The following is an 18,663-nucleotide window of genomic DNA, read 5'->3' on the forward strand; positions in this document are numbered from 1 at the left end:
ATGACCTCAGTGGCTGTCCTGGGAACAGGACTCCTCGGCACGGCCATCGCCAAGCGACTGCTGGATGTGGGTCTGGAGGTTCATGTCTGGAACCGGAACCCCGCACGTCTTGCACCGCTCCTGGAGCAAGGTGCAACCGCCGTCCAGGAGCTGCAGGGTGCCGCCCAAGGCCGCAACGCAGTGATCACGGTGTTGCGTGATGGGGGCGTGACAGCCAGCGTGGTTGATGCCCTCGGCCCTCTGCACGGCACCACGGTGATGCCCATGGGCACCATGGGCATTGAGGAAAGTCGACAGCTGGCCCGGCATGTTGTGCCAAACAACGGGCACTATCTGGAGGCCCCGGTTCTGGGGAGCAAGCCCCAGGCTCTCGATGGCACCTTGCTGGTGATGGCCGGCGGTGACGCGCAGGTCTTCGAGGAACAACGGCCACTTCTCTCCCACCTCTGCCAAGAGCCCCTGCTCGTGGGCCCCGTCGGTAGTGGAGCCGCCACCAAGTTGGCCCTCAATCAGTTGATCGCCAGCCTCACCCACAGCTTCTCCCTTTCCCTGCGACTGATTCAGCGGGCCGGCGTTCCTGTGAAAACGTTCATGGCAATCCTGCGGCCGTCAGCGCTCTACGCCCCCACCTTCGACAAGAAGCTGCAACGAATGTTGGATCACTCCTACGCCGATCCCAACTTCAGCACCGACCTGCTGCGCAAAGACCTGCGCCTGTTCCTGGAGGAAGCGACAACGGCTGGGCTCCAAGATCAGGGGCTGAGCGGTTTGCTGTCTTTGCTTGAACAAGCAAAGGGCACCGACCTGGATGAGCAGGACTACTGCGCCCTGCACGAACTCACGGCCCTGACATGAGTCACCGCACTGCCATCGCTCTGCTCTCGGGAGGTTTGGATTCCGCCACCGCTGCTGCCCTGGCCCTTGAACAGGGCGACCGCGTCATCGGCCTGTCCTTTGACTACGGCCAGCGCCATCGCCGCGAATTGGACGCCGCCGCTGCCGTTGCTGAGCAGCTTGGCTTGGCGGAGCATCACTGCGTCGCAGTGAATCTGGCCAGCTGGGGGGGCTCAGCCCTCACCGACGCCAGCATCTCCATTCCAACCGACGGCGTGGAGGAAGGTCGCATTCCGACCACCTATGTGCCCGGGCGCAACACCGTGTTCATCTCCGTGGGCCTCAGCCTGGCGGAGGCACGCGGAGCCGAAAGGTTGGTGCTGGGCGTCAACGCCGTTGACTATTCCGGCTATCCCGATTGCCGGCAGGATTATCTCGAGGCCTTTCAGTCCCTGGCGAACCTGGCCAGTAAGGCCGGGCGGGAAGGCCACGGCACCCAGCTCTGGGCACCGCTGGTGGAGTGGAGCAAAACCAGGATCGTGGAGGAAGCGCTGCGGCTCAACGTGCCGATCCAGACCACCTGGAGCTGCTATAGCGGTGGAGACGAGGCCTGCGGTGTCTGCGACAGCTGCCGCATCCGCGATGCTGCCCTGCGGGAGGCCGGCCGCCCGGACCTGTGCAGCAGACCATCAGCATGAGTACTCCCCAGCGGTTGGAGCTGCCCTGGCGTGAGCCGATTGTGGTGGCCCGCCAGCTGGACGGCGATAACGGGCTGATCTGGCTGGATGGGGACGGCAGTGATCTGGGCCGCTGGGTGACCCTGGCCAGCCAGCCCCAGGAGGTGATCCACTGCCGGGGCCTTCCGGGGGACACCGAAGCCCGCGACCCCTTCGCCGCACTCAAGGGACTGGGTCCTGGCCACTGGAGCGGCTGGCTGAGTTACGAGGCGGCCGCCTGGACTGAAGCCGGCAACCCCTGGTCCAGGGATGCCATGGCCAGCCTGTGGATCGCACGCCACGACCCACTGCTGCGGTTTGACCTGCAGCAACGGCAACTCTGGATCGAAGGCACCAATCCGGCGGCGATGCAGCAGCTGGCGGCGCGTCTGCAGCAGACAGCTCCGATCCCCCCTGCCCCTCCCACGATTCCGCTTGAGGCCTGGCATCAACACACCAGCCGCGAGGGCTTCGCCGATGGTGTGCGCCGAATCCGGGCGCTGATCGCCGCCGGTGATTTGTTCCAGGCCAACCTCACCGCCTGTTGCAGCACCAACTGGCCCAGTGATGCCTCCGCGGTGGAGCTGTTCCAACGGATTCGTCACCAGTGCCCAGCGCCGTTTGCCGGGCTGGTGGCGACAGGCAACGGCGAAGCCCTGCTCTCCTCCTCGCCCGAACGATTTCTGCAGGTGGACCCCACCGGTCGGGTCGAGACCCGACCGATCAAGGGCACCCGGCCACGCCACAGCAATCCAGACCTCGACGCCGACATGGCGGCGGAGCTGGTCTGCAGCGACAAGGACCGGGCCGAGAACGTGATGATCGTGGATCTGCTGCGCAATGACCTCGGCCGCGTCTGCATCCCGGGCTCCATCCAGGTATCGCAACTGCTCGGCCTGGAGAGTTATCCCGCAGTTCACCACCTGACCTCCGTGGTGGAGGGCCAGCTGCAGCCAGGGCTCAACTGGGTGGATCTGCTGCGGGCCTGCTGGCCGGGGGGCTCGATCAGCGGCGCCCCGAAGCTCAGGGCCTGCCAACGCCTCCAGGAGCTGGAACCCACCAGCCGCGGCCCCTACTGCGGCTCCCTGATCCGCATCGACTGGAACGGTCGCTTTGACAGCAACATCCTGATCCGCTCCCTGATCCGCAAGGACCGCACGCTGCGGGCCCATGCCGGTTGCGGCATCGTTGCCGATTCCGACCCCGACGGCGAAGCCGAGGAGCTGATGTGGAAACTGCAGCCCCTGCTGGAGGCCCTGGCTTGACTGGGGGGATCGCCTGGTGTGAGGGCCGTTGGGGCACAGCGGCTGAGCTGAGCCTTCCCCTGGATGACCGAGGCCTGCAACTCGCCGATGGATTGTTCGAAACGGTGTTGATCCGGGCCGGTCAGCCCTGTCTGCTGGACGAGCACCTGGCGCGATGGTGTGAAGCCAGCAAGCTGCTGGGCCTGGATCCCCCGCCGGACCACGACCAGTTGATGCCCCTGATCCAGGAGGCCGTGCACCGAGCGCTCCCCGACCAGGAGTGCGGCGCCCTGCGGCTCAACTGGAGTCGGGGTTCATCCCCGCAGCGGGGGATCGCACCACCACTGCCGGGGCGGCATCGGTTCTGGCTGACGCTTCAGCCCTGGATACCGAGCTTCAACCCGATCTCCGCGATCATCAGTCGCCTGGAGCGCCGTAACTGCGACAGTGTGCTGAGCCGTTGCAAGACCTTTGCCTACGGTCAGGCCGTGCAAGCAAGGCGGGAAGCCTCACAACAGGGCTGCGACGACGCCCTGTTGCTGAACACCAGGGGCGAACTCTGCTGCAGCACCACCGCCAATCTGCTGTTGAAGCCTGGCGGAGAGGGGGCCGATGCTCCCTGGCTGACACCGCCGTTGCGCAGTGGCTGCCTGCCGGGGGTGATGCGGGCCCGGGCCCTGCAACTGGGGCTGGCGGTGGAAGCGGAACTGGGAGAGAGCCCTGGCCCCGACAATCAGCTGCTGTTGATCAACAGCCTCAGCTGCCGAGGGGTGTTGAGCCTCGACGATCAACCCCTCAGCAAACAAGCCCTGGCGGGCGAGTCGTTGTGGCAGGCACTGCTTGATTAGCACGATATCCTATCGATATTACGTAGATATCACGCAAATATCGTGCCGCCCAAAGGAAGCAGCCGTACCACCGCCTCCGCCCATCCCTCCGCATGGGCGGCGCGGGCGAGCTCAAATCGTCCGCTCTGCACTCCAGCGGACAACTGCGGATGGGGACCATCCACACCAGGCACCACCACCGCCAGGTCCGCCACCTCCAGCAGGGGCAGATCATTGGGGGAGTCCCCGAGGGCCAGCACCTTCACATCCGGTTTACCCAGACGCTGCTTCAGAGCCGCCAGGGCGTTCCCTTTGCTGACCCCCCCGCCGAGCAGGTGACACATCCGGTTGCCCCGCACAACGGCCAACTCCTGGGCCGCCGCCAGGGCATCGAGGCGTGGCTGAATCGCCAGAGGGGGCGGTACAAAGGGCACGCTGCACCGCCGCCGTTGGGCCTGCTGCAGCAACGCGCCGGAGAGTCCAAGCAGGCGTTCCCCCTCCGCCTCCGTGAGCTCATCGAGCGCCTGCAGAGGTTCAGCCAACTGCTCCGACAGCTCCTGCAAGCGTGGTTTCAACGCCGACCAACCGGGCCCCAGCGCCTCCTCCCAGGGCTGACCCGTTGCCGTTTCACCGTGGATGGCTCCCCCGTTCTCGACGATGTACGGGTCCCGCAGCTGAGCTGCAGTACGGAAGCGCTCCACCTCCTCCGCCGTTTTGCTCGTGCAGGGAATCACGGGGACACCTGCCCGTTGCAGAGAGCGCAGCACCGCCGCCGCCGGCGACCAGTCGTACTGATTGTCCATCAGGGTGCCATCGAGGTCGGTGACCACCCACCAACGGCAACTCTGGGGGTCGCTCATGCCTGAATCAGCCAATGCACGGCATAAGGTTCCAACTGAAGTTGAGAAGCGTGGGTCTCGGAGGATCCGCTCAGACAATCGGCCCAGGCGAGACCGGCGTGACCACCGAGACGCCCCAGGGCCAGGGTCAACCGCGAGGAGGTGACGTTGTGAACCGCCACCAGGGTCTGGCCGCCGCCACGGCGACGCAGCATCACCAGATCGGAGCGGCCAGCACTCAACACCTCCATGGCGGCATCGGGATGCAGGGCCGGCTGATCGCGGCGCACCCGCAGGGCATGACCCAGGGTCGTGGTCACGGCGGTGGCATCGCTGTCGGGATCCTGAAGTCGCCGCTCAACAGCCTCTGCCTTGAACTGCGGGCGGTTGAGATCCCTGCGCTGACCGGTGCGACGGAACGTGCCCAGGTCATTGGGCGTGGCCAACAGGGCCGGCAGATAAAAGGCCGGTACCCCGGGCAGCGCCAACACCAGCAGCTGAGTCATCAGGAAACGGGCCCGCTGCCAATGGGCCGGATCGATTCCGCCATCGGCCATTGCACTCCACCAACTGATGTTGATCTCGTAGGGGGCCTCTTCACCGTTGGTGAGGCGGCGATGGCTGATCAGACCGCCCCGCTGCTCGCAGGCGATCAACAACTGCAGCCTCCGCTCATCCGACATCAACCCCTCCAGGGCCCGCAGACCCACACCGTCATGGCAAGCGGTGAAGTTGAACAGGCCTGTGGACTCCGGCAATGCCGGCCAACGGTTGAGCCAGCCGTTCAACAGATCGGCACGCCCACTGATGGCCGCCTCCAGCAACAAAGGCGGCAACGGAAAGTTGTAAGCCAGGTGCGCCTCTCGGCCACTGACCAGATAGGAAAGATTCTCCTCTTCCGGCACGTTGGTCTCCGTCACCACCACCCCGTCGCAACAGCTGCGTTCCATCAGCTGCCGCAGCACCTCAACAATGCGATGGGCTTCAGGCAGGTGGATGCAGCCGGTCCCTGGCGTCTTCCAGATAAACCCCACCGCATCCAGACGGACCCAGCGGACCCCATGGCGGAGCATCCGGTCGAGCAGCCGTGTGAATCCCAGCAACACCTCCGGACTTCGCCAATCGACATCAACCTGGTCGGGCCCGAAGGTCGTCCATACCTGACGCGGACCGTCCGATCCGCTCAGCTGGGTGAACAGGGAGGAGCTGCGCGGCCGCACCACCTGGTCCCAGCAAGGGTCGGGCGCGGCCTCCAGCACACAGGAGCGACCCGGCTCCTCATCGCGCAGGAACTGCCTGACCCAGGGGTGGGCGGCGGAGATGTGATTCAGCACCAGATCCGCCATCAGACGACGCCCCTCAGCGAGGTCCGCCAGATCGTCCCAGTCACCGAAGCGCGGCTCGATCCGGTCGTGGCTGGCCACCGCAAAGCCGCCATCACTGGTGGAGGTCAGAAACGGCAGCACATGCACCACCTCAGCGAAGGGCCGCAGGCGGTTGTTGAGTAGCTGACGCAGGCTGCGCAACGCGGGCACCCCATGCTCCACCACCGTATCGGCATAGGTGATCAGCACCGCATCGGCGCCTGTCCAGAGATCCGTCGCAACGGGCGGGTCGTCGTTTGCTGACGCACCACGCAAAATCTGCAGCAATTGCGACGACAGCTGCTCGGAATCAGCGGAAGAATCCTCGAGGTAGAGGTTCTCCAGCAGGCCCTGCAGCGTTTCAGCGCTCAAGGTCTGCATATCGGCTCTCCTGAACATCGCTCAGGTATGGGTCATGACCTCATCAACTGTTGTCGCATTAAGCACCGGATGGATTTTCAGCAGAGCCTGATCACCACGGTTCATGACTACAGCCTGGGCAACCTGGATGCTGTTGCCTTCAACCGCGAGCTGAGCCAGCGGCCGACGACGCTGTTGATCCCCTGTCTGATGGAGGAGTTCAGCCGTCCAGCACTGGCGCTGATCCGCGACACTCTGTCGTCATTGAAAGGCCTCAATCGCCTCGTCATTGCTCTGGCCGCTGAAAGCGCGGAGGACGTAGCCCATGCCGAAGCCTTCTTCGCCGGCATGCCCTTTCCCGTTCAGGTGCACTGGACCAATGGCCCAGCCGTGAAGTACTTGCTTGAGTCCATGGGCGCCCTGGGACTCGAGGTCACCGGTCCCCCCGGCAAGGGCTGGGCGGTCTGGCAAGGGCTTGGGGTGGCCTGTCAGGACGCCGAAGTGGTGGGCCTGTTTGACGCCGACATCCGCACCTTCGGCTCGGCATACCCGGAGCGGATGTTGCGTCCACTGCTGGATCGCTCCCACGGCATCGCCTACGTCAAGGCCTTCTACAGCCGGCTATCGCTGGAAACCCAGGCGCTGCAGGGTCGGGCCACCCGCCTGTTCGTCGGTCCTCTGCTGGTCAGCCTCGAACAGATCTTTGGCCCACTGCCGTACCTGCGCTATCTGCAGTCTTTTCGCTACCCCTTGGCTGGTGAATTCGCCTTCACCACCGATCTGGCGATGAATCTGCGCATCCCCTCCGATTGGGGCCTGGAGATGGGGTTGCTCTCGGAGGTATTCCGTCATGTCGCCACCAGTCGCATTGCCCAGGTGGATCTGGGGCTGTTTGATCACAAGCACAAAGGACTCGGAAGCAAACCCAGTGAGGGGTTGCAACGCATGGCCGGTGAAATCTTCGGAACCGTTTTGCGCAGCTTGATGGAGCACGAGGGCGCCGTGATCTCGATGGATCAGATTCCCACCCTTGAGGTGCTCTACCGACGCGTCGGTGAGGATCGGGTGCGCCAATTCGGCATTGATTCGGCGATCAACCGGCTCCCCTATAACCGCCATGGAGAAGAACTGGCTGTGCACAGTTTTGCTGAACTGCTGCGGCCAGGACTCTCCCGCCTAATGGAGTCTCCAGTTGCTCATCAGCTCCCCAGTTGGTCACGACTGAAAAGCTGCAATCCTTCGCTTCAAGGCGACCTAAGTGCAGCAGGTCAAATGGATCGCACTACATCTCGAACATTGCCCCAGTCTCAACCATTGCGTCGACCCAATCACAAACCCAGATCATCAACATCTGAGCTTGTTGCCTGAACGGACTTGAATAAAATGTAAACGAGTCAAATTGGCCCCAATCGTCAGATTGGAGCCAATTTCTATTCGTTTAGACAAATCCCAAGACGCATCAAAGAGCCTGCTGCTGCCGCATTACCCATTGCGTCGCAGCGCGCTGGGATTGCCAGGCATGGAGAAGTTGCTTGGCAAGCGTCTGCAACTGCGCTGGGTCTGCAGTGGCTTCAATGGCACGGTTCATCCGCTCCACTTCAAAGCATTGCGTCGTGGACATTGCAATCGATTCCCGCATCACTTACTCCAATTGAAGACTTCACTATTTTCATGCCACCACGAAAAAGAATTGTTTCATTTGAAACGAAACATCCACACTGTGTGAACTTTCAGACTTATTGACTGATCAACCCACACTCCGCAACCAAAAAGAGCCGCGCCATCATCAAAAGGTCGCTAAAGCTACCAAACCAACTGCATCTGTATCACGGGGTCTAAACGAAATCTGAAAGCATTTCCAATTCGTGCCCAATCCAACACTCCACTGGCGCAGAGTTCTGCAAAGTGGCATCATTCTGGGATTCTGACATGATTGAGTGCGTCTACCGCAACGACACTGACCGAATGGTGATTGTTAAATGTGTCGGTGATGACCACTTTTACCGTGAAAAGGTTGTGCTTCCCACTGAGATGTTCTGGTTTGAAGCCCCTGAACAGGCGCGGCTTGAAATCTGGAAAATGTCGGTGAGCGGTCAGATGCTGCACGTACGCGCCGATGTGAGCGAGTACGCCATGAATCAAGACGAGGCGGCCACCGAAACAGTCTGGGCCTGCTAAATCGCTCCAGCCCCAGGACCTCAAGGAGGGCTAGCGGCCAATCAGATCGACTCCGAGCAGCTCAGCAGTCATCCTTGAGCGCAGAAAGCCCCCGGGACGGAGGGTCTTCGCCTTTGCCGCAGATGCTCCAGCCTCAAATGCATGCCGTTGATCATCTTGCACATCGTCGGAGAGGCTAAGAAGCTCAGCAGTTTTCTTGGAACGGATGATCTGGCAACTTGCCGTCTTCCGCCCGGAAGGCCGGTAGAGCAGTTGAGACGTTTGAATAATCGAGCGTTGAGATTGAAGTTTGGACATTCGTCCTCTCCGAGATGAACAGGTCCCCGTTCCTTGACCTGAGAACCACTGCGCCCTGAACCAGGGTGAACGGCTGGTATTGGTTGATACAGATAAATCATGGCAAGCCAATGGATACAGACGTCGTTCGTGTCGAAACAAAATGGCAAACGGTTAATATTCTTCACAAAGGTCTGCCCCAGCAAAGTAGGAGGTGCCCATGTACGGCATGTCCCTGCCCGAAAGCAATTGAAGAATCTCTTACCAATTGGAGCGATAGCCTGCCTACTCTCCGTGACAACGACAGCAATTCAAGGGTGCTACCGGCAAGCCAAGGAAACTCCCAGTCATGAAGCTCAACCCGGCGACACGCTTGTGGTGAAGGGAGGTGCAGAGATACGCCTGACCCACACCTTCAAACCAGGAGAACCCAATGGACTCTTCGATGGAGGAATCAGGGTCACAACGGATCAATCCGTGACGAGCACTGCAGAGGTGAATGCGGTCTGCAGCATGCCTGATCTGCCGAACTGGCCTCAGTACGACAACATTTATGGACGTTGGTTAACGGACGGCGAAACGCCTGGTGTCGAGGGGGGAAAAACGGACTGGCAACTGTTGCTCTATTTCAATGGCCAGACCGAGGAGAAGGGCCGCGAACCAGCTCCTGCATGGGCCCAACGCCTCGCGCAAAACCTTTGTCGAAAAGGAGATTTCCTAGACGACTGAGCTACCTAGGGAGGCCAAGCATCTCCGTAATGGCCAACGGTCGCCCAACAAAATGACACAACAGTGGCAATTGATACGGCCAGGCTCTCCTCGAGACCTGACTATGGGAATGGTTCTCGTTCTCGCCAATGGCTAGTACCGGCAGTGTCAGTTCCTGGGACGAGTCTGTGCTCGTCGCAATGATTCAATATCCCGTGCCTGTGATCACAGGTCCAGCCGATATCCAGACACAAGTCGACCAGATTTGCAAAGCCGTAGCGTCAACAAAAGCTGGATATCCGGAAGCAGACATAATTGTGATGCCTGAGTACTCAACTCAAGGTTTAAACACAGCCATTTGGACCTATGCCACAGAACGGAGTGACAAATTCGATCCCAGCAACAGCAACAGCCTGACAAAGTTTGCTGCCGCAAGTTTGCTCTCTGTATGAGAGCAAACTTGCGGCGAATTAAAGGTTTTATTATCATATTGTAGAATTAAAAAAAGTATCACATAAAACAAAGTTTTAGTATCAAAACAGTGCAATTTTTAATTGCGTATAAAGGGCCACATCTTGGCCCCTTCATTGTGTCTTTAATAAAAGAGTGTTAGCTTCTTGCTATCAATGCCCGAAACGCTTTTCAAAGTTGATCTCACCAAGTCGATGGATCAGCAGGATATGCCTGGACATAACCGTTGGCATCCAGATATTCCTGCAGTCGCATCAGTTAATCCAGGCGATGTCTTTCGAATTGAGTGCAAAGACTGGACAGATGGACAGATTAAAGACAACGACAATCCCCAAGATATTGCTGATGTGAATCTCGAGGTTGTTCACGTTCTAAGTGGTCCAATTTGGGTCAATGGAGCTCAGCCAGGAGATATTTTGGTTGTTGATATCCTCGAGGTAGGAGCACTTCAAGGTGATGAGTGGGGTTTTACTGGAATCTTTGCCAAAGAAAACGGTGGAGGATTTCTGACCGATCATTTTCCAAAAGCAGCAAAAGCAATCTGGGATTTGGAAGGAGTTTTTACGTCCTCTCGCCACATTCCCGGAGTTCGTTTCGCTGGCATCACCCATCCAGGCCTGATCGGTTGCGCTCCCTCCATGGATCTGCTCCAGGAATGGAACCGTCGAGAAACAGAGTTGGTTCAGACTGCACCAGACCGCAGAACCTATGGCGCAGGACTTTCTGGAACGGAACCGGTTCTGGCAGCTTTGCCGAACCCAAACAGCGCCATTCTTGGGAACGTCGCTGCTGGAGATTTTGAGAGAATTGCTAACGAAGCAGCTCGGACTGTTCCTCCACGGGAACATGGAGGAAACTGCGACATTAAAAATCTCACAAAAGGAACACGGATCTATTTCCCTGTGTACGTAGAGGGTGCAAAGCTCTCCATGGGTGACATTCACTTTTCTCAGGGTGATGGGGAAATTTCATTCTGTGGTGCTATCGAGATGTCTGGATATCTCGATCTTCATGTTGAGCTGATCAAAGGAGGGATGGCTAAATATGGCATGGTCAATCCAATGTTCAAGACCAGTCCTGTTGAGCCTCATTACTCTGATTATCTAGTCTTTGAGGGCATCTCTGTCGATGAATTTGAAGGGAAACAATATTATATGGATGTGCATATTGCTTATCGCAGAGCCTGCCTAAATGCAATTGAATACTTGAAAAAATTTGGTTATACAGGAGAACAGGCCTATCTCTTGCTGAGCTGCGCTCCGGTTGAAGGCAGGATCAGTGGAATTGTCGACATTCCAAATGCGTGCTGCACCCTTGCCATACCAACTTCCATATTTGACAAAGATATTCTCCCCTGCTAAGCACTTACTTCTACCATTATTTATCGATTTTCACATGCCAGTCTACGAATATTCCTGCCAATCTAGTGAATGCCTCACCTATGAAGTATGGCGATCAATTGATCAACGTTCTGTTCAAACAGAATGCCCTACTTGTGGAAGAGAAGGCAAGAGGATTTTCAATCCACCCATGGTGTTATCCTCATCTATTCGCTCGAAAATCGAAGTTAAGGAACCAAAACTTGTGAGCAAAAAAAATTCAATATATGCGACTGAGCCTTCAAAGCCTCGATTACGCACAAACGATTCACGTCCTTGGATGTTGAATCGAGGTTGCTAAGAAAAGACTATCAAAATTAAAAAAATGGGGTGTGATTAAAAAATCACACCCCATTTTTATTCTGATTAAACTGTCAGGAATTCTTCAATCACATGATCTGATAATTGTGAGGTTGGACCACTCGATACAATACCACCTCGTTGCATCGCATAATAGAAATTAGACTGCTTCACAAAATGAAGGTGTTGCTCAACCAGAAGAACACTAATGCCTGTTTCTTTAATGATCCGTTTGACAGCACGTTCAATGTCGAGAATAATCGACGGCTGGATCCCTTCGGTTGGCTCATCTAACAAAAGAAGCTTGGGCTTGCCAAGAAGTGCACGTGCAATCGCAAGTTGTTGCTGCTGACCTCCACTGAGGTCACCTCCACGTCGATTCAGAAACTGTTCAAGAATAGGAAACAATTCAAAAACAATGGGATCAATATGACGATTTCGCCCCATCCCCCCAGACAATGATTCCATTCCGATCAAAAGATTCTCTCGAACTGTAATTCGAGGAATAATATCTCGGCCTTGGGAAACATAACCAATTCCTCCCCTTGCTCGTTTATAAGGAGGCTGGTTAGTTAACATTTTTCCGTCATATTCAATCGAACCAGATCGTTGCTCGAGAAGACCAATGATCGTCTTTAGAAAGGTTGTCTTTCCCACTCCATTACGACCGATCAAACAAATCATTTCCCCCTCAGGGATATGCAGGTCAACATTTCTGAGAATGTGACTCTCGCCATAATAGACATTCAAGCCATTTGCTCGAAGAACTGTTTTTGCTGAGGTTGGATGTGTGGTGGTTGTCGTTTGTACCATGATCTTTAAAGGGATTAGTGAATAAAAAGATACTATTCAGATTGACCGAGATAAACCTCAATCACTTTTGGATCAGACTTTACCTCATCAAGTGAACCTTCCGTCAACAACTGCCCTTGATGCAACACAGTGACTGGTGCGGCAAGATCACGAATAAACTCCATATCATGCTCAATTACCACCACGGTATGTTCACCTGCAAGGGATTTAATCAGTTCAGCTGTTTTGTTCGTCTCGTCATCGGTCAAGCCTGCCACTGGCTCGTCCAGAAGAATGATATCTGGAGATTGAGCAACAAGCATTGAAATCGCAAGCCATTGTTTTTGGCCGTGAGACAAAGAACCGGCCAAGACCTTTGCATAAGGAGCAAGGCCCACATAATCCATCAAGCGATAGACCTCATCTTTAGCCGTGTTATTGAGTTTTTCAAACATAAGACTGAATGGCATCTTGCTCGGTGAAGCAGCCAACTCAAGATTTCTAGAGACCGAAAGATTTTCAAACACGCGAGGTGTCTGAAACTTACGACCAACACCTAGTCTTGAAATCTTCTGTTCCGAAAAACCAATAATGCTGGAACCTCGCAGGGAGACTGAGCCTTTGGTTGGCTTAACCTTTCCAGTGATGACATCTAGAAAAGTTGTTTTACCAGCGCCATTGGGTCCAATGATTGATCTTAACTCACCATGCTCTAGTGAGATGGAAAGATCAGTCAATGCGAAGAAACCATCAAAATCAACGCTGACATCGTTCAATTCAAGAATTGGTGTTGACATTGCTTAAACAGTGTTGGTTGACATGAAGAAGAAGGTTGTTTAAAAGCAAACTATTGTGATTCAACTGTGTAACTTTTATCCATTTCTAATTTTGGATAAGTCGAAGATTTTTTGGCAATTCCAAAGGCTGCCAACATCGAAGTAAATCCACCATTCTTGAACCATCCATAAATACCATCCGGCATCAACACAACCACGAAGATAAACAGACCACCCTGCACAAACAACCAGGCTTCTGGTAGTGCTTCACTGACAAGGCTTCGTAAGTAGTTCACCAAAACGGCGCCTATAATCGGTCCGATCAATGTTCCACGACCACCAACGGCGACCCAAATCACCATTTCAATAGACATTGAAATGGCCATGTACTGAGGTGAAACGATACCTGACTGAACTGTATAAAGTGCACCTGAAATGCCAGCCAAGCCACCAGCAACTAAAAAGACGATCACTTTAAAAGGAACCGGATTAAACCCACTGAAACGGAGTCGTGCTTCATCATCTCTGATCCCGATCAAAGCATCACCAAAACGACCACTCGTTAAAAACTTACATAAGAGATAGGCAAACGGGAGTATTATAAGTGTAATCCGATAGAACATAATCTGAGCATCATCGGAGCCCACGATCATTCCGAAGATCTCCGTTGTGCTCGTCTTAAGGCCATTCGTTCCATTAACAAGCTTCTGCTGACCATTGAAAAAATGGTAAAAAACCATCAAAGAAGCCTGAGTAATAATAGAAAAATAAACACCCTTGATTCTGTTTCTAAAAATCAAATATCCGACAAGGCCAGCAACCACAGCAGGAATTAACCATATAGCAATCAATGTCCAAGGGAATGACCAGAATGGTTGCCAGAAAAACGGAAGGTTATCAACACCATAATTCTCAAAGAACTTAGGCAGACCATTAGCACCAGTGGTGAAATCATTGTTAGTCACCAAGAGAAGATGCATGGCTATGGCATAACCACCCAAGGCAAAGAAGATACCTTGACCAAGACTTAGGAGTCCGGTATATCCCCAGATCAGGTCGATACCTAAAGCAATGATAGCTAAAGAAAAATACCTACCGAAAAGGTTAAGGCGGAACTGTGAAAGAATCGCTGGTAGGACAAAGAATGCGAAGGCGAGAAGAAGCCAGGGAATCAGCTTTTTGAAAATTTTCATGGTAAAAACCGTAGTAATCAGGATTCGACAGATCGTCCCTTTTGAGGGAACATCCCAGTGGGTTTAAATTGAAGGAACGTAATAATAAAGATAAATATCAGCACATATGACATACTTGTTGTGGCAAAGAACTCAATCACAGCAGCAGGACCAGCCGGTATATTGTCGAAAGCAATTAAGATGGCACCAGATCCAATGATGGATTGAATGATGCCAAGCATCATCGAAGCAATCACAGTACCAACAAGATTTCCAACTCCCCCTAGAACAATAACCATAAAGCAAGAAACGATATAGGCCGCTCCAAGATTGGGTCCTACAGAGCCAAGCAGAGTGATCGCACTACCAGCAACACCAGCTAAGCCTGATCCAATCCCGAAGGTGATGCTGTCGACACTATCAGTGGGAATACCCAAGCAATTGCTCATCTGGCGATTTTGAGTGACAGCACGGATACGTAAACCCCAAACACTCTTTGTGAGGAACCATGCTACAAACGCAAGCAGCAGAGCCGAAAGGATAATGATAAAAATTCGAATACCTGGCAACTCAATCCCCGCAATGGAACCCCAGCTTCCTTGCAACCATTTCGGAGCTGTCACGTCAATATTGCGAGGTCCAAACCAAGCTTTAGAGAGCATCTTAGAAGCTGTCATCGCATTAATTGAAATAAATCCAATCGCTGATGCCACAACCCAAGCAAAACCTGATAAATAAGGGTAGAAATTAGCACTTTTAAGCTTTGCTGGTGAAAATCGTTGAGAGAAATAACCTAGCAATATCGCAATTAATATACCTAAAACCATACTTGTTGAAACACTGCGTATAAATTGAATCAGCACAAGGCTGACACCCCAAGTAGCAAGCAATGTCTCAAGCGGTCGGCCATATAATTGCCGTATTAATGTTCTTTCCAGAAGAATGCCGACAATTCCAGTAATGACAAAGGCAAAAAATAATGCGAAAAAATAATAGAGTTGGAAAACACCCTCGCCAAGAGGCTTGAACATGTTTTGAGTGACAAAAGTCACGTAAGCTCCAACCATCATCAACTCGCCATGAGCGAGATTGATTACCCCCATCAAACCAAAAACGATGGCAAGGCCAGTCGCCGCAAGAAGCAAAACTGACCCAATGCTGAGCCCATCAAGGAGCTGTGAAAAAATTAATTCCATCAGTACATGGGGTAAAAAAAAGGCCACAAGTTTATTGTGGCCCACTATTCAAAGAAATTCAGAAGTAACGATTACATCTTGAACTTTCCGGCATCAGCACGATCAAGGGTCCAGTCGCACTTGTAGCCTTTGGTCTCAGGAACGTACTGGTTCCAAGTGATAGGAGGAACAGGGGTCTTGCTGTCCCAGAGAATCTCAAACTGACCATCCTCCTTAGCCTCACCAATCCGCACAGTCTGTGAGATGTGGTGATTGGGATACATCTCAATCGGACCCTGAGGAGCATCGAGCTTAATTCCGATCAGTGCATTCCGGACAGCATCCAGATCTTCATAAGTGCCAGCCTTCTCAACAGCAGCCTTCCAGAGGTAAACCATGTTGTAAGCCGACTCCATCGGATCGTTCGTCACACGATCATCACCGTACTCAGCAAGGAATGCTGAATTGAAGGTATCGGAGGCCGAGGATCCGAGGGACATGAAATAGTTCCAGGCCGCATAAGTGCCGCCCACATACTCAGGTCCGATCTGACGGATCTCCTCCTCAGCGATGGAGAAGGACATGATCGGATACTTTTCCGGAGTAATTCCTGCTGCCTTGAACTGCTTGAACAGGGCAACGTTGGAATCACCGTTCAGAGTGTTGATGATGATTCCACCATCAGGGAACTCCTTCTTGATCTTGGCGATGATAGGTGCCACCTCAGTGTTGCCCAGAGGGATGTAGTCCTCACCGACTGTCTCACCACCCAGGCTCTTGACCTGCTCTTTGATGATGGTGTTAGCAGTTCTGGGGTAGACGTAGTCAGAACCAACCAAATAAACCTTCTTGCCGTACTTGTCGGCGAACTGCTCAAACAGCCAGTCAACAGCGGGCTCAGCCTGCTGGTTGGGGACAGCGCCGGTGTAGAAGATGTTCTTGGAGCACTCCTGACCTTCGTACTGAATTGGGTAGAAGAGGAAGTGATCCTTGGCTTCGTAAACCGGAAGCATTGCCTTCCGACTTGCGGATGTCCAGCCGCCAAACACAACGGCAACCTTATCGGCGTCGATCAGCTTCTGTGACTTCTCCGCGAAGGTAGGCCAATCTGAAGCACCATCTTCAGAGGTGTAGGTGATCTTGTAGCTCTTGCCATCGATTTTGACGCCACCGTCGGCATTGATTTCCTTGATCGCCATCTCCTCGACTTCTTTTAGAGTCGTTTCGGAGATCGCCATCGTTCCGCTAAGGGAATGAAGGATGCCAACTTTGATTTCACCATCAAAATCTGCACCACCACCAGCGGAATCACCACTATCTCCGCCACAGGCGGTCATTGTGACTCCCACTGTTGTGGCAGCGAAAGCAGCTAGCAGACGCTTCGTAAACGTTGAATTCATGAAGAAAGACACACGGTGGATGAGACCGCCATGAGGGCGACATTAGAACCGTATGAACCGTCCAGGACCCGATTTGTATCGACTACGACATTTTGAGAATTGCCGCGATTCGTTGACTTAATTCGGTAGCTGTTGCAACACAAATGCCTCCACTTCCTTCAATCCTTCGCCGCTCTGGAGATTGGTGAAACACCAGGGACGCTCGCCCCGCATTCGCTGAGTGTCCGCCTCCATCACCGAGAGGTCGGCACCCACTAGGGGTGCCAGGTCGATCTTGTTGATCACCAGCAGATCGGATCGGGTGATGCCAGGCCCTCCCTTGCGGGGAATCTTGTCCCCAGCGGCGACATCGATCACATAAATGCAGAGGTCCACCAACTCCGGACTGAAGCTGGCAGCCAAGTTGTCGCCACCGCTTTCCACCATCACAAGATCCAGATCCGGAAACTGTTTCTCCAAATCGGCCACAGCCGCCCGGTTGATGGAACAGTCCTCACGGATCGCCGTATGCGGACAGCCGCCCGTTTCCACGCCGCGGATCCGTTCCGGCTCAAGGGCGCCAGCGCGCGTCAAAAATTGCGCATCTTCCTGGGTGTAGATGTCGTTGGTGACAACAGCCAGCTCAAGCTGACCGCGCAGTCTGTGGCAAAGCGCCTCCACCAACGCAGTTTTGCCGGAACCGACCGGACCGGCCACCCCAAGACGCAACTTGCTGCTCATCAGCTCCGAAACAAGCGGGAATACAACTCAGCATGAGCGAGCTGCGCCATGCCAGCCCCAACGCCGCTGGTCCACAACTGCCGGGGATCCCGTCGTTGCAGCTGCTCGGCCTGCCCAATGATGAATGGCAGCAAGCGGTTCTGCAGCTGCTGAGCCCGGCTGGGGCCCAACGGCAAGAGCCGCACCGCAGCACTGAGCTGATTGGCGACCCAGCCGTAGAGGTAGCCCTCCACCATCTCGCTCTCCGCCACCCCCAAGGCCTGCGCTGCCCATGCCCAGGCCGCTGGCCAGCTCAACGCCACCTGCTCCGGCAAGGGGTGGCCCATCTCCGCGAGGAGATTGAGCAACGACCCACCCATCTGTCGTTGCTGAGCCCGCAGTTCAGCCGATTCACGACCGGCCAGCAGCCAGCCATCAAGATCCAGCACCCGGCAGCAGGCCGCGGTCTCTCCTGCTGACCATGCCGTGAATGCACGCAGCAGCGATGGCAACGCCGCCGCCTCCAATCGGATCGCCCCCCGCGACAGCTCCGCCTCCAACCAGGCCTGCAGTTGCTGCTCATCTCTGATCGTCTCCGACTGGATCAGAACTTCCAATCCCTCCGAATAACTGAAGCCACCAACCGGCAGAGCGGGGCTCACCAGCTGCAGCAGCGCCAGCGAACTCATCCGTGCTGATGGCCTGCGTAGGCGCCGCCTTCGGGCCGGAACGGTCGCTGACAGCGACTGAGCTGCAGACCACGGCTTTCCAGCATCGTCGCCAACACGGCGTCCTCCAGCAGATACAGATCCTGCTCATGCAGCTCGAGGGCCACATGTCTGTTTCCCAGGTGATAAGCCGCCTGCATCAACGCCAAGGCTGATGTCGCCCGCACCCGCAACAGCGCTTCGGTGGCTGCCGTCACTTCCACCCTGGCTGTACCAGCGGCATCACTGAGCTGATCCCCTGGCTGCAGGGCCCCGTCCCTTGGCAACTGCAACAGCACCTCCCGGCCACAGTCCGTGCGGCGACGGCCACGCACAACGCTGCGTTCATCCGCCGTGAGCGGCAACAGCAGATCAGCTTGATCAGCCCTGGCGGCAAGCCGTTGATCCAGAACAAGAACGGCCTGCGTCACCCGTGCTTCACGTAG

At 55.2% G+C, this 18,663-nt stretch carries 20 protein-coding genes; 10 read left to right on the forward strand and 10 right to left on the reverse strand.

Annotated elements, in window-relative coordinates; all coding sequences use genetic code 11:
- Genes SynA1528_RS12635 through SynA1528_RS12650 form a run of 4 tightly spaced genes read left to right on the forward strand, consistent with a single transcriptional unit; the run spans position 1 to position 3,642 of the window.
- The gene (locus SynA1528_RS12635) at positions 1 to 855 is read left to right on the forward strand and encodes an NAD(P)-dependent oxidoreductase (RefSeq protein ID WP_186587045.1); all 855 of its coding nucleotides are present in this window, start codon (positions 1 to 3) and stop codon (positions 853 to 855) included.
- Positions 852 to 1,532 carry a 7-cyano-7-deazaguanine synthase QueC gene (gene queC / locus SynA1528_RS12640; RefSeq protein ID WP_186587046.1) on the forward strand — a complete coding sequence of 227 codons (681 nt, stop codon included), beginning with the start codon at positions 852 to 854 and terminating at the stop codon, positions 1,530 to 1,532. The genes SynA1528_RS12635 and queC overlap by 4 nt, the downstream gene beginning before the upstream one ends.
- On the forward strand, positions 1,529 to 2,815 hold the full coding sequence (locus SynA1528_RS12645; RefSeq protein WP_186587047.1) for an anthranilate synthase component I family protein: 1,287 nt from the start codon (positions 1,529 to 1,531) through the stop codon (positions 2,813 to 2,815). Before queC ends, SynA1528_RS12645 begins: the two co-directional genes overlap by 4 nt.
- Complete coding sequence (locus SynA1528_RS12650) at positions 2,812 to 3,642, forward strand: aminotransferase class IV (RefSeq protein ID WP_186587048.1); 831 nt, start codon at positions 2,812 to 2,814, stop codon at positions 3,640 to 3,642. The genes SynA1528_RS12645 and SynA1528_RS12650 overlap by 4 nt, the downstream gene beginning before the upstream one ends.
- A 29-nt stretch (positions 3,643 to 3,671) precedes the next feature.
- Here the strand turns inward: SynA1528_RS12650 and yedP are convergent, their stop codons facing one another.
- Complete coding sequence (yedP, locus tag SynA1528_RS12655; protein WP_186587049.1) at positions 3,672 to 4,481, reverse strand: mannosyl-3-phosphoglycerate phosphatase-related protein YedP; 810 nt, start codon at positions 4,479 to 4,481, stop codon at positions 3,672 to 3,674.
- The gene (locus tag SynA1528_RS12660; RefSeq protein ID WP_186588517.1) at positions 4,478 to 6,205 is read right to left on the reverse strand and encodes a sugar phosphorylase; all 1,728 of its coding nucleotides are present in this window, start codon (positions 6,203 to 6,205) and stop codon (positions 4,478 to 4,480) included. Before SynA1528_RS12660 ends, yedP begins: the two co-directional genes overlap by 4 nt.
- A gap of 69 nt (positions 6,206 to 6,274) precedes the next feature.
- Here SynA1528_RS12660 and SynA1528_RS12665 point away from each other — a divergent pair, with 69 nt between their 5' ends.
- The 6 genes from SynA1528_RS12665 to SynA1528_RS12695 all read left to right on the forward strand — a co-directional run bounded on the left by SynA1528_RS12665 (position 6,275) and on the right by SynA1528_RS12695 (position 11,497).
- Positions 6,275 to 7,552 carry a glycosyltransferase family protein gene (locus SynA1528_RS12665; RefSeq protein ID WP_186588518.1) on the forward strand — a complete coding sequence of 426 codons (1,278 nt, stop codon included), beginning with the start codon at positions 6,275 to 6,277 and terminating at the stop codon, positions 7,550 to 7,552.
- A 31-nt stretch (positions 7,553 to 7,583) separates the two neighbouring features.
- Entirely contained in the window at positions 7,584 to 7,910 is a 327-nt protein-coding gene (locus SynA1528_RS12670; RefSeq protein WP_186587050.1) for a hypothetical protein, read from the forward strand.
- Between the two features lie 203 nt (positions 7,911 to 8,113).
- Positions 8,114 to 8,362 (forward strand): DUF1830 domain-containing protein, encoded by a 249-nt coding sequence (locus tag SynA1528_RS12675; protein WP_186588520.1) that lies wholly within the window; start codon positions 8,114 to 8,116, stop codon positions 8,360 to 8,362.
- Positions 8,363 to 8,932: 570 nt separating this feature from the next.
- A complete protein-coding gene (locus tag SynA1528_RS12680) occupies positions 8,933 to 9,367 on the forward strand; it encodes a hypothetical protein (RefSeq protein WP_186587051.1) in 435 nt (144 codons plus the stop codon).
- 605 nt (positions 9,368 to 9,972) lie between these two features.
- Positions 9,973 to 11,178, forward strand: a complete 1,206-nt coding sequence (gene fmdA / locus SynA1528_RS12690; RefSeq protein WP_186587052.1) for a formamidase — start codon at positions 9,973 to 9,975, stop codon at positions 11,176 to 11,178.
- A 34-nt stretch (positions 11,179 to 11,212) separates the two neighbouring features.
- Complete coding sequence (locus SynA1528_RS12695) at positions 11,213 to 11,497, forward strand: FmdB family zinc ribbon protein (RefSeq protein WP_186587053.1); 285 nt, start codon at positions 11,213 to 11,215, stop codon at positions 11,495 to 11,497.
- A gap of 65 nt (positions 11,498 to 11,562) precedes the next feature.
- Here the strand turns inward: SynA1528_RS12695 and urtE are convergent, their stop codons facing one another.
- The 8 genes from urtE to ureE all read right to left on the reverse strand — a co-directional run bounded on the left by urtE (position 11,563) and on the right by ureE (position 18,648).
- Positions 11,563 to 12,309, reverse strand: coding sequence for an urea ABC transporter ATP-binding subunit UrtE (urtE, locus tag SynA1528_RS12700; RefSeq protein WP_186498333.1), 747 nt, complete (start codon positions 12,307 to 12,309; stop codon positions 11,563 to 11,565).
- A gap of 32 nt (positions 12,310 to 12,341) precedes the next feature.
- Entirely contained in the window at positions 12,342 to 13,085 is a 744-nt protein-coding gene (gene urtD / locus SynA1528_RS12705) for an urea ABC transporter ATP-binding protein UrtD (RefSeq protein WP_186498334.1), read from the reverse strand.
- 50 nt (positions 13,086 to 13,135) lie between these two features.
- Positions 13,136 to 14,257: an urea ABC transporter permease subunit UrtC gene (urtC, locus tag SynA1528_RS12710; protein ID WP_186587054.1), complete on the reverse strand. Its 1,122-nt coding sequence runs from the start codon at positions 14,255 to 14,257 to the stop codon at positions 13,136 to 13,138.
- 17 nt (positions 14,258 to 14,274) lie between these two features.
- Positions 14,275 to 15,432: an urea ABC transporter permease subunit UrtB gene (gene urtB / locus SynA1528_RS12715; protein WP_186498336.1), complete on the reverse strand. Its 1,158-nt coding sequence runs from the start codon at positions 15,430 to 15,432 to the stop codon at positions 14,275 to 14,277.
- Positions 15,433 to 15,503: 71 nt separating this feature from the next.
- Positions 15,504 to 16,811 (reverse strand): urea ABC transporter substrate-binding protein, encoded by a 1,308-nt coding sequence (gene urtA / locus SynA1528_RS12720; RefSeq protein WP_186587055.1) that lies wholly within the window; start codon positions 16,809 to 16,811, stop codon positions 15,504 to 15,506.
- Between the two features lie 117 nt (positions 16,812 to 16,928).
- Positions 16,929 to 17,531, reverse strand: a complete 603-nt coding sequence (gene ureG, locus SynA1528_RS12725; RefSeq protein ID WP_186498338.1) for an urease accessory protein UreG — start codon at positions 17,529 to 17,531, stop codon at positions 16,929 to 16,931.
- Positions 17,531 to 18,199: an urease accessory protein UreF gene (locus SynA1528_RS12730; protein ID WP_186498339.1), complete on the reverse strand. Its 669-nt coding sequence runs from the start codon at positions 18,197 to 18,199 to the stop codon at positions 17,531 to 17,533. Before SynA1528_RS12730 ends, ureG begins: the two co-directional genes overlap by 1 nt.
- Positions 18,196 to 18,648: an urease accessory protein UreE gene (gene ureE, locus SynA1528_RS12735; protein WP_011129298.1), complete on the reverse strand. Its 453-nt coding sequence runs from the start codon at positions 18,646 to 18,648 to the stop codon at positions 18,196 to 18,198. The genes SynA1528_RS12730 and ureE overlap by 4 nt, the downstream gene beginning before the upstream one ends.
- Positions 18,649 to 18,663 lie beyond the last annotated feature (15 nt).

The organism is Synechococcus sp. A15-28 (genome assembly GCF_014280175.1).
Lineage (GTDB): Bacteria > Cyanobacteriota > Cyanobacteriia > PCC-6307 > Cyanobiaceae > Parasynechococcus.

Bases quoted from the DNA above. Each gene is read 5' to 3' on its own strand.
- SynA1528_RS12635 (WP_186587045.1), top strand. From the start codon at position 1: ATGACCTCAGTGGCTGTCCTGGGAACAGGACTCCTCGGCACGGCCATC.
- queC (WP_186587046.1), top strand. From the start codon at position 852: ATGAGTCACCGCACTGCCATCGCTCTGCTCTCGGGAGGTTTGGATTCC.
- SynA1528_RS12645 (WP_186587047.1), top strand. From the start codon at position 1,529: ATGAGTACTCCCCAGCGGTTGGAGCTGCCCTGGCGTGAGCCGATTGTG.
- yedP (WP_186587049.1), bottom strand. From the start codon at position 4,481: ATGAGCGACCCCCAGAGTTGCCGTTGGTGGGTGGTCACCGACCTCGAT.
- SynA1528_RS12660 (WP_186588517.1), bottom strand. From the start codon at position 6,205: ATGCAGACCTTGAGCGCTGAAACGCTGCAGGGCCTGCTGGAGAACCTC.
- SynA1528_RS12665 (WP_186588518.1), top strand. From the start codon at position 6,275: ATGGATTTTCAGCAGAGCCTGATCACCACGGTTCATGACTACAGCCTG.
- SynA1528_RS12675 (WP_186588520.1), top strand. From the start codon at position 8,114: ATGATTGAGTGCGTCTACCGCAACGACACTGACCGAATGGTGATTGTT.
- fmdA (WP_186587052.1), top strand. From the start codon at position 9,973: ATGCCCGAAACGCTTTTCAAAGTTGATCTCACCAAGTCGATGGATCAG.
- SynA1528_RS12695 (WP_186587053.1), top strand. From the start codon at position 11,213: ATGCCAGTCTACGAATATTCCTGCCAATCTAGTGAATGCCTCACCTAT.
- urtE (WP_186498333.1), bottom strand. From the start codon at position 12,309: ATGGTACAAACGACAACCACCACACATCCAACCTCAGCAAAAACAGTT.
- urtD (WP_186498334.1), bottom strand. From the start codon at position 13,085: ATGTCAACACCAATTCTTGAATTGAACGATGTCAGCGTTGATTTTGAT.
- urtC (WP_186587054.1), bottom strand. From the start codon at position 14,257: ATGAAAATTTTCAAAAAGCTGATTCCCTGGCTTCTTCTCGCCTTCGCA.
- urtB (WP_186498336.1), bottom strand. From the start codon at position 15,432: ATGGAATTAATTTTTTCACAGCTCCTTGATGGGCTCAGCATTGGGTCA.
- urtA (WP_186587055.1), bottom strand. From the start codon at position 16,811: ATGAATTCAACGTTTACGAAGCGTCTGCTAGCTGCTTTCGCTGCCACA.
- ureG (WP_186498338.1), bottom strand. From the start codon at position 17,531: ATGAGCAGCAAGTTGCGTCTTGGGGTGGCCGGTCCGGTCGGTTCCGGC.
- SynA1528_RS12730 (WP_186498339.1), bottom strand. From the start codon at position 18,199: ATGAGTTCGCTGGCGCTGCTGCAGCTGGTGAGCCCCGCTCTGCCGGTT.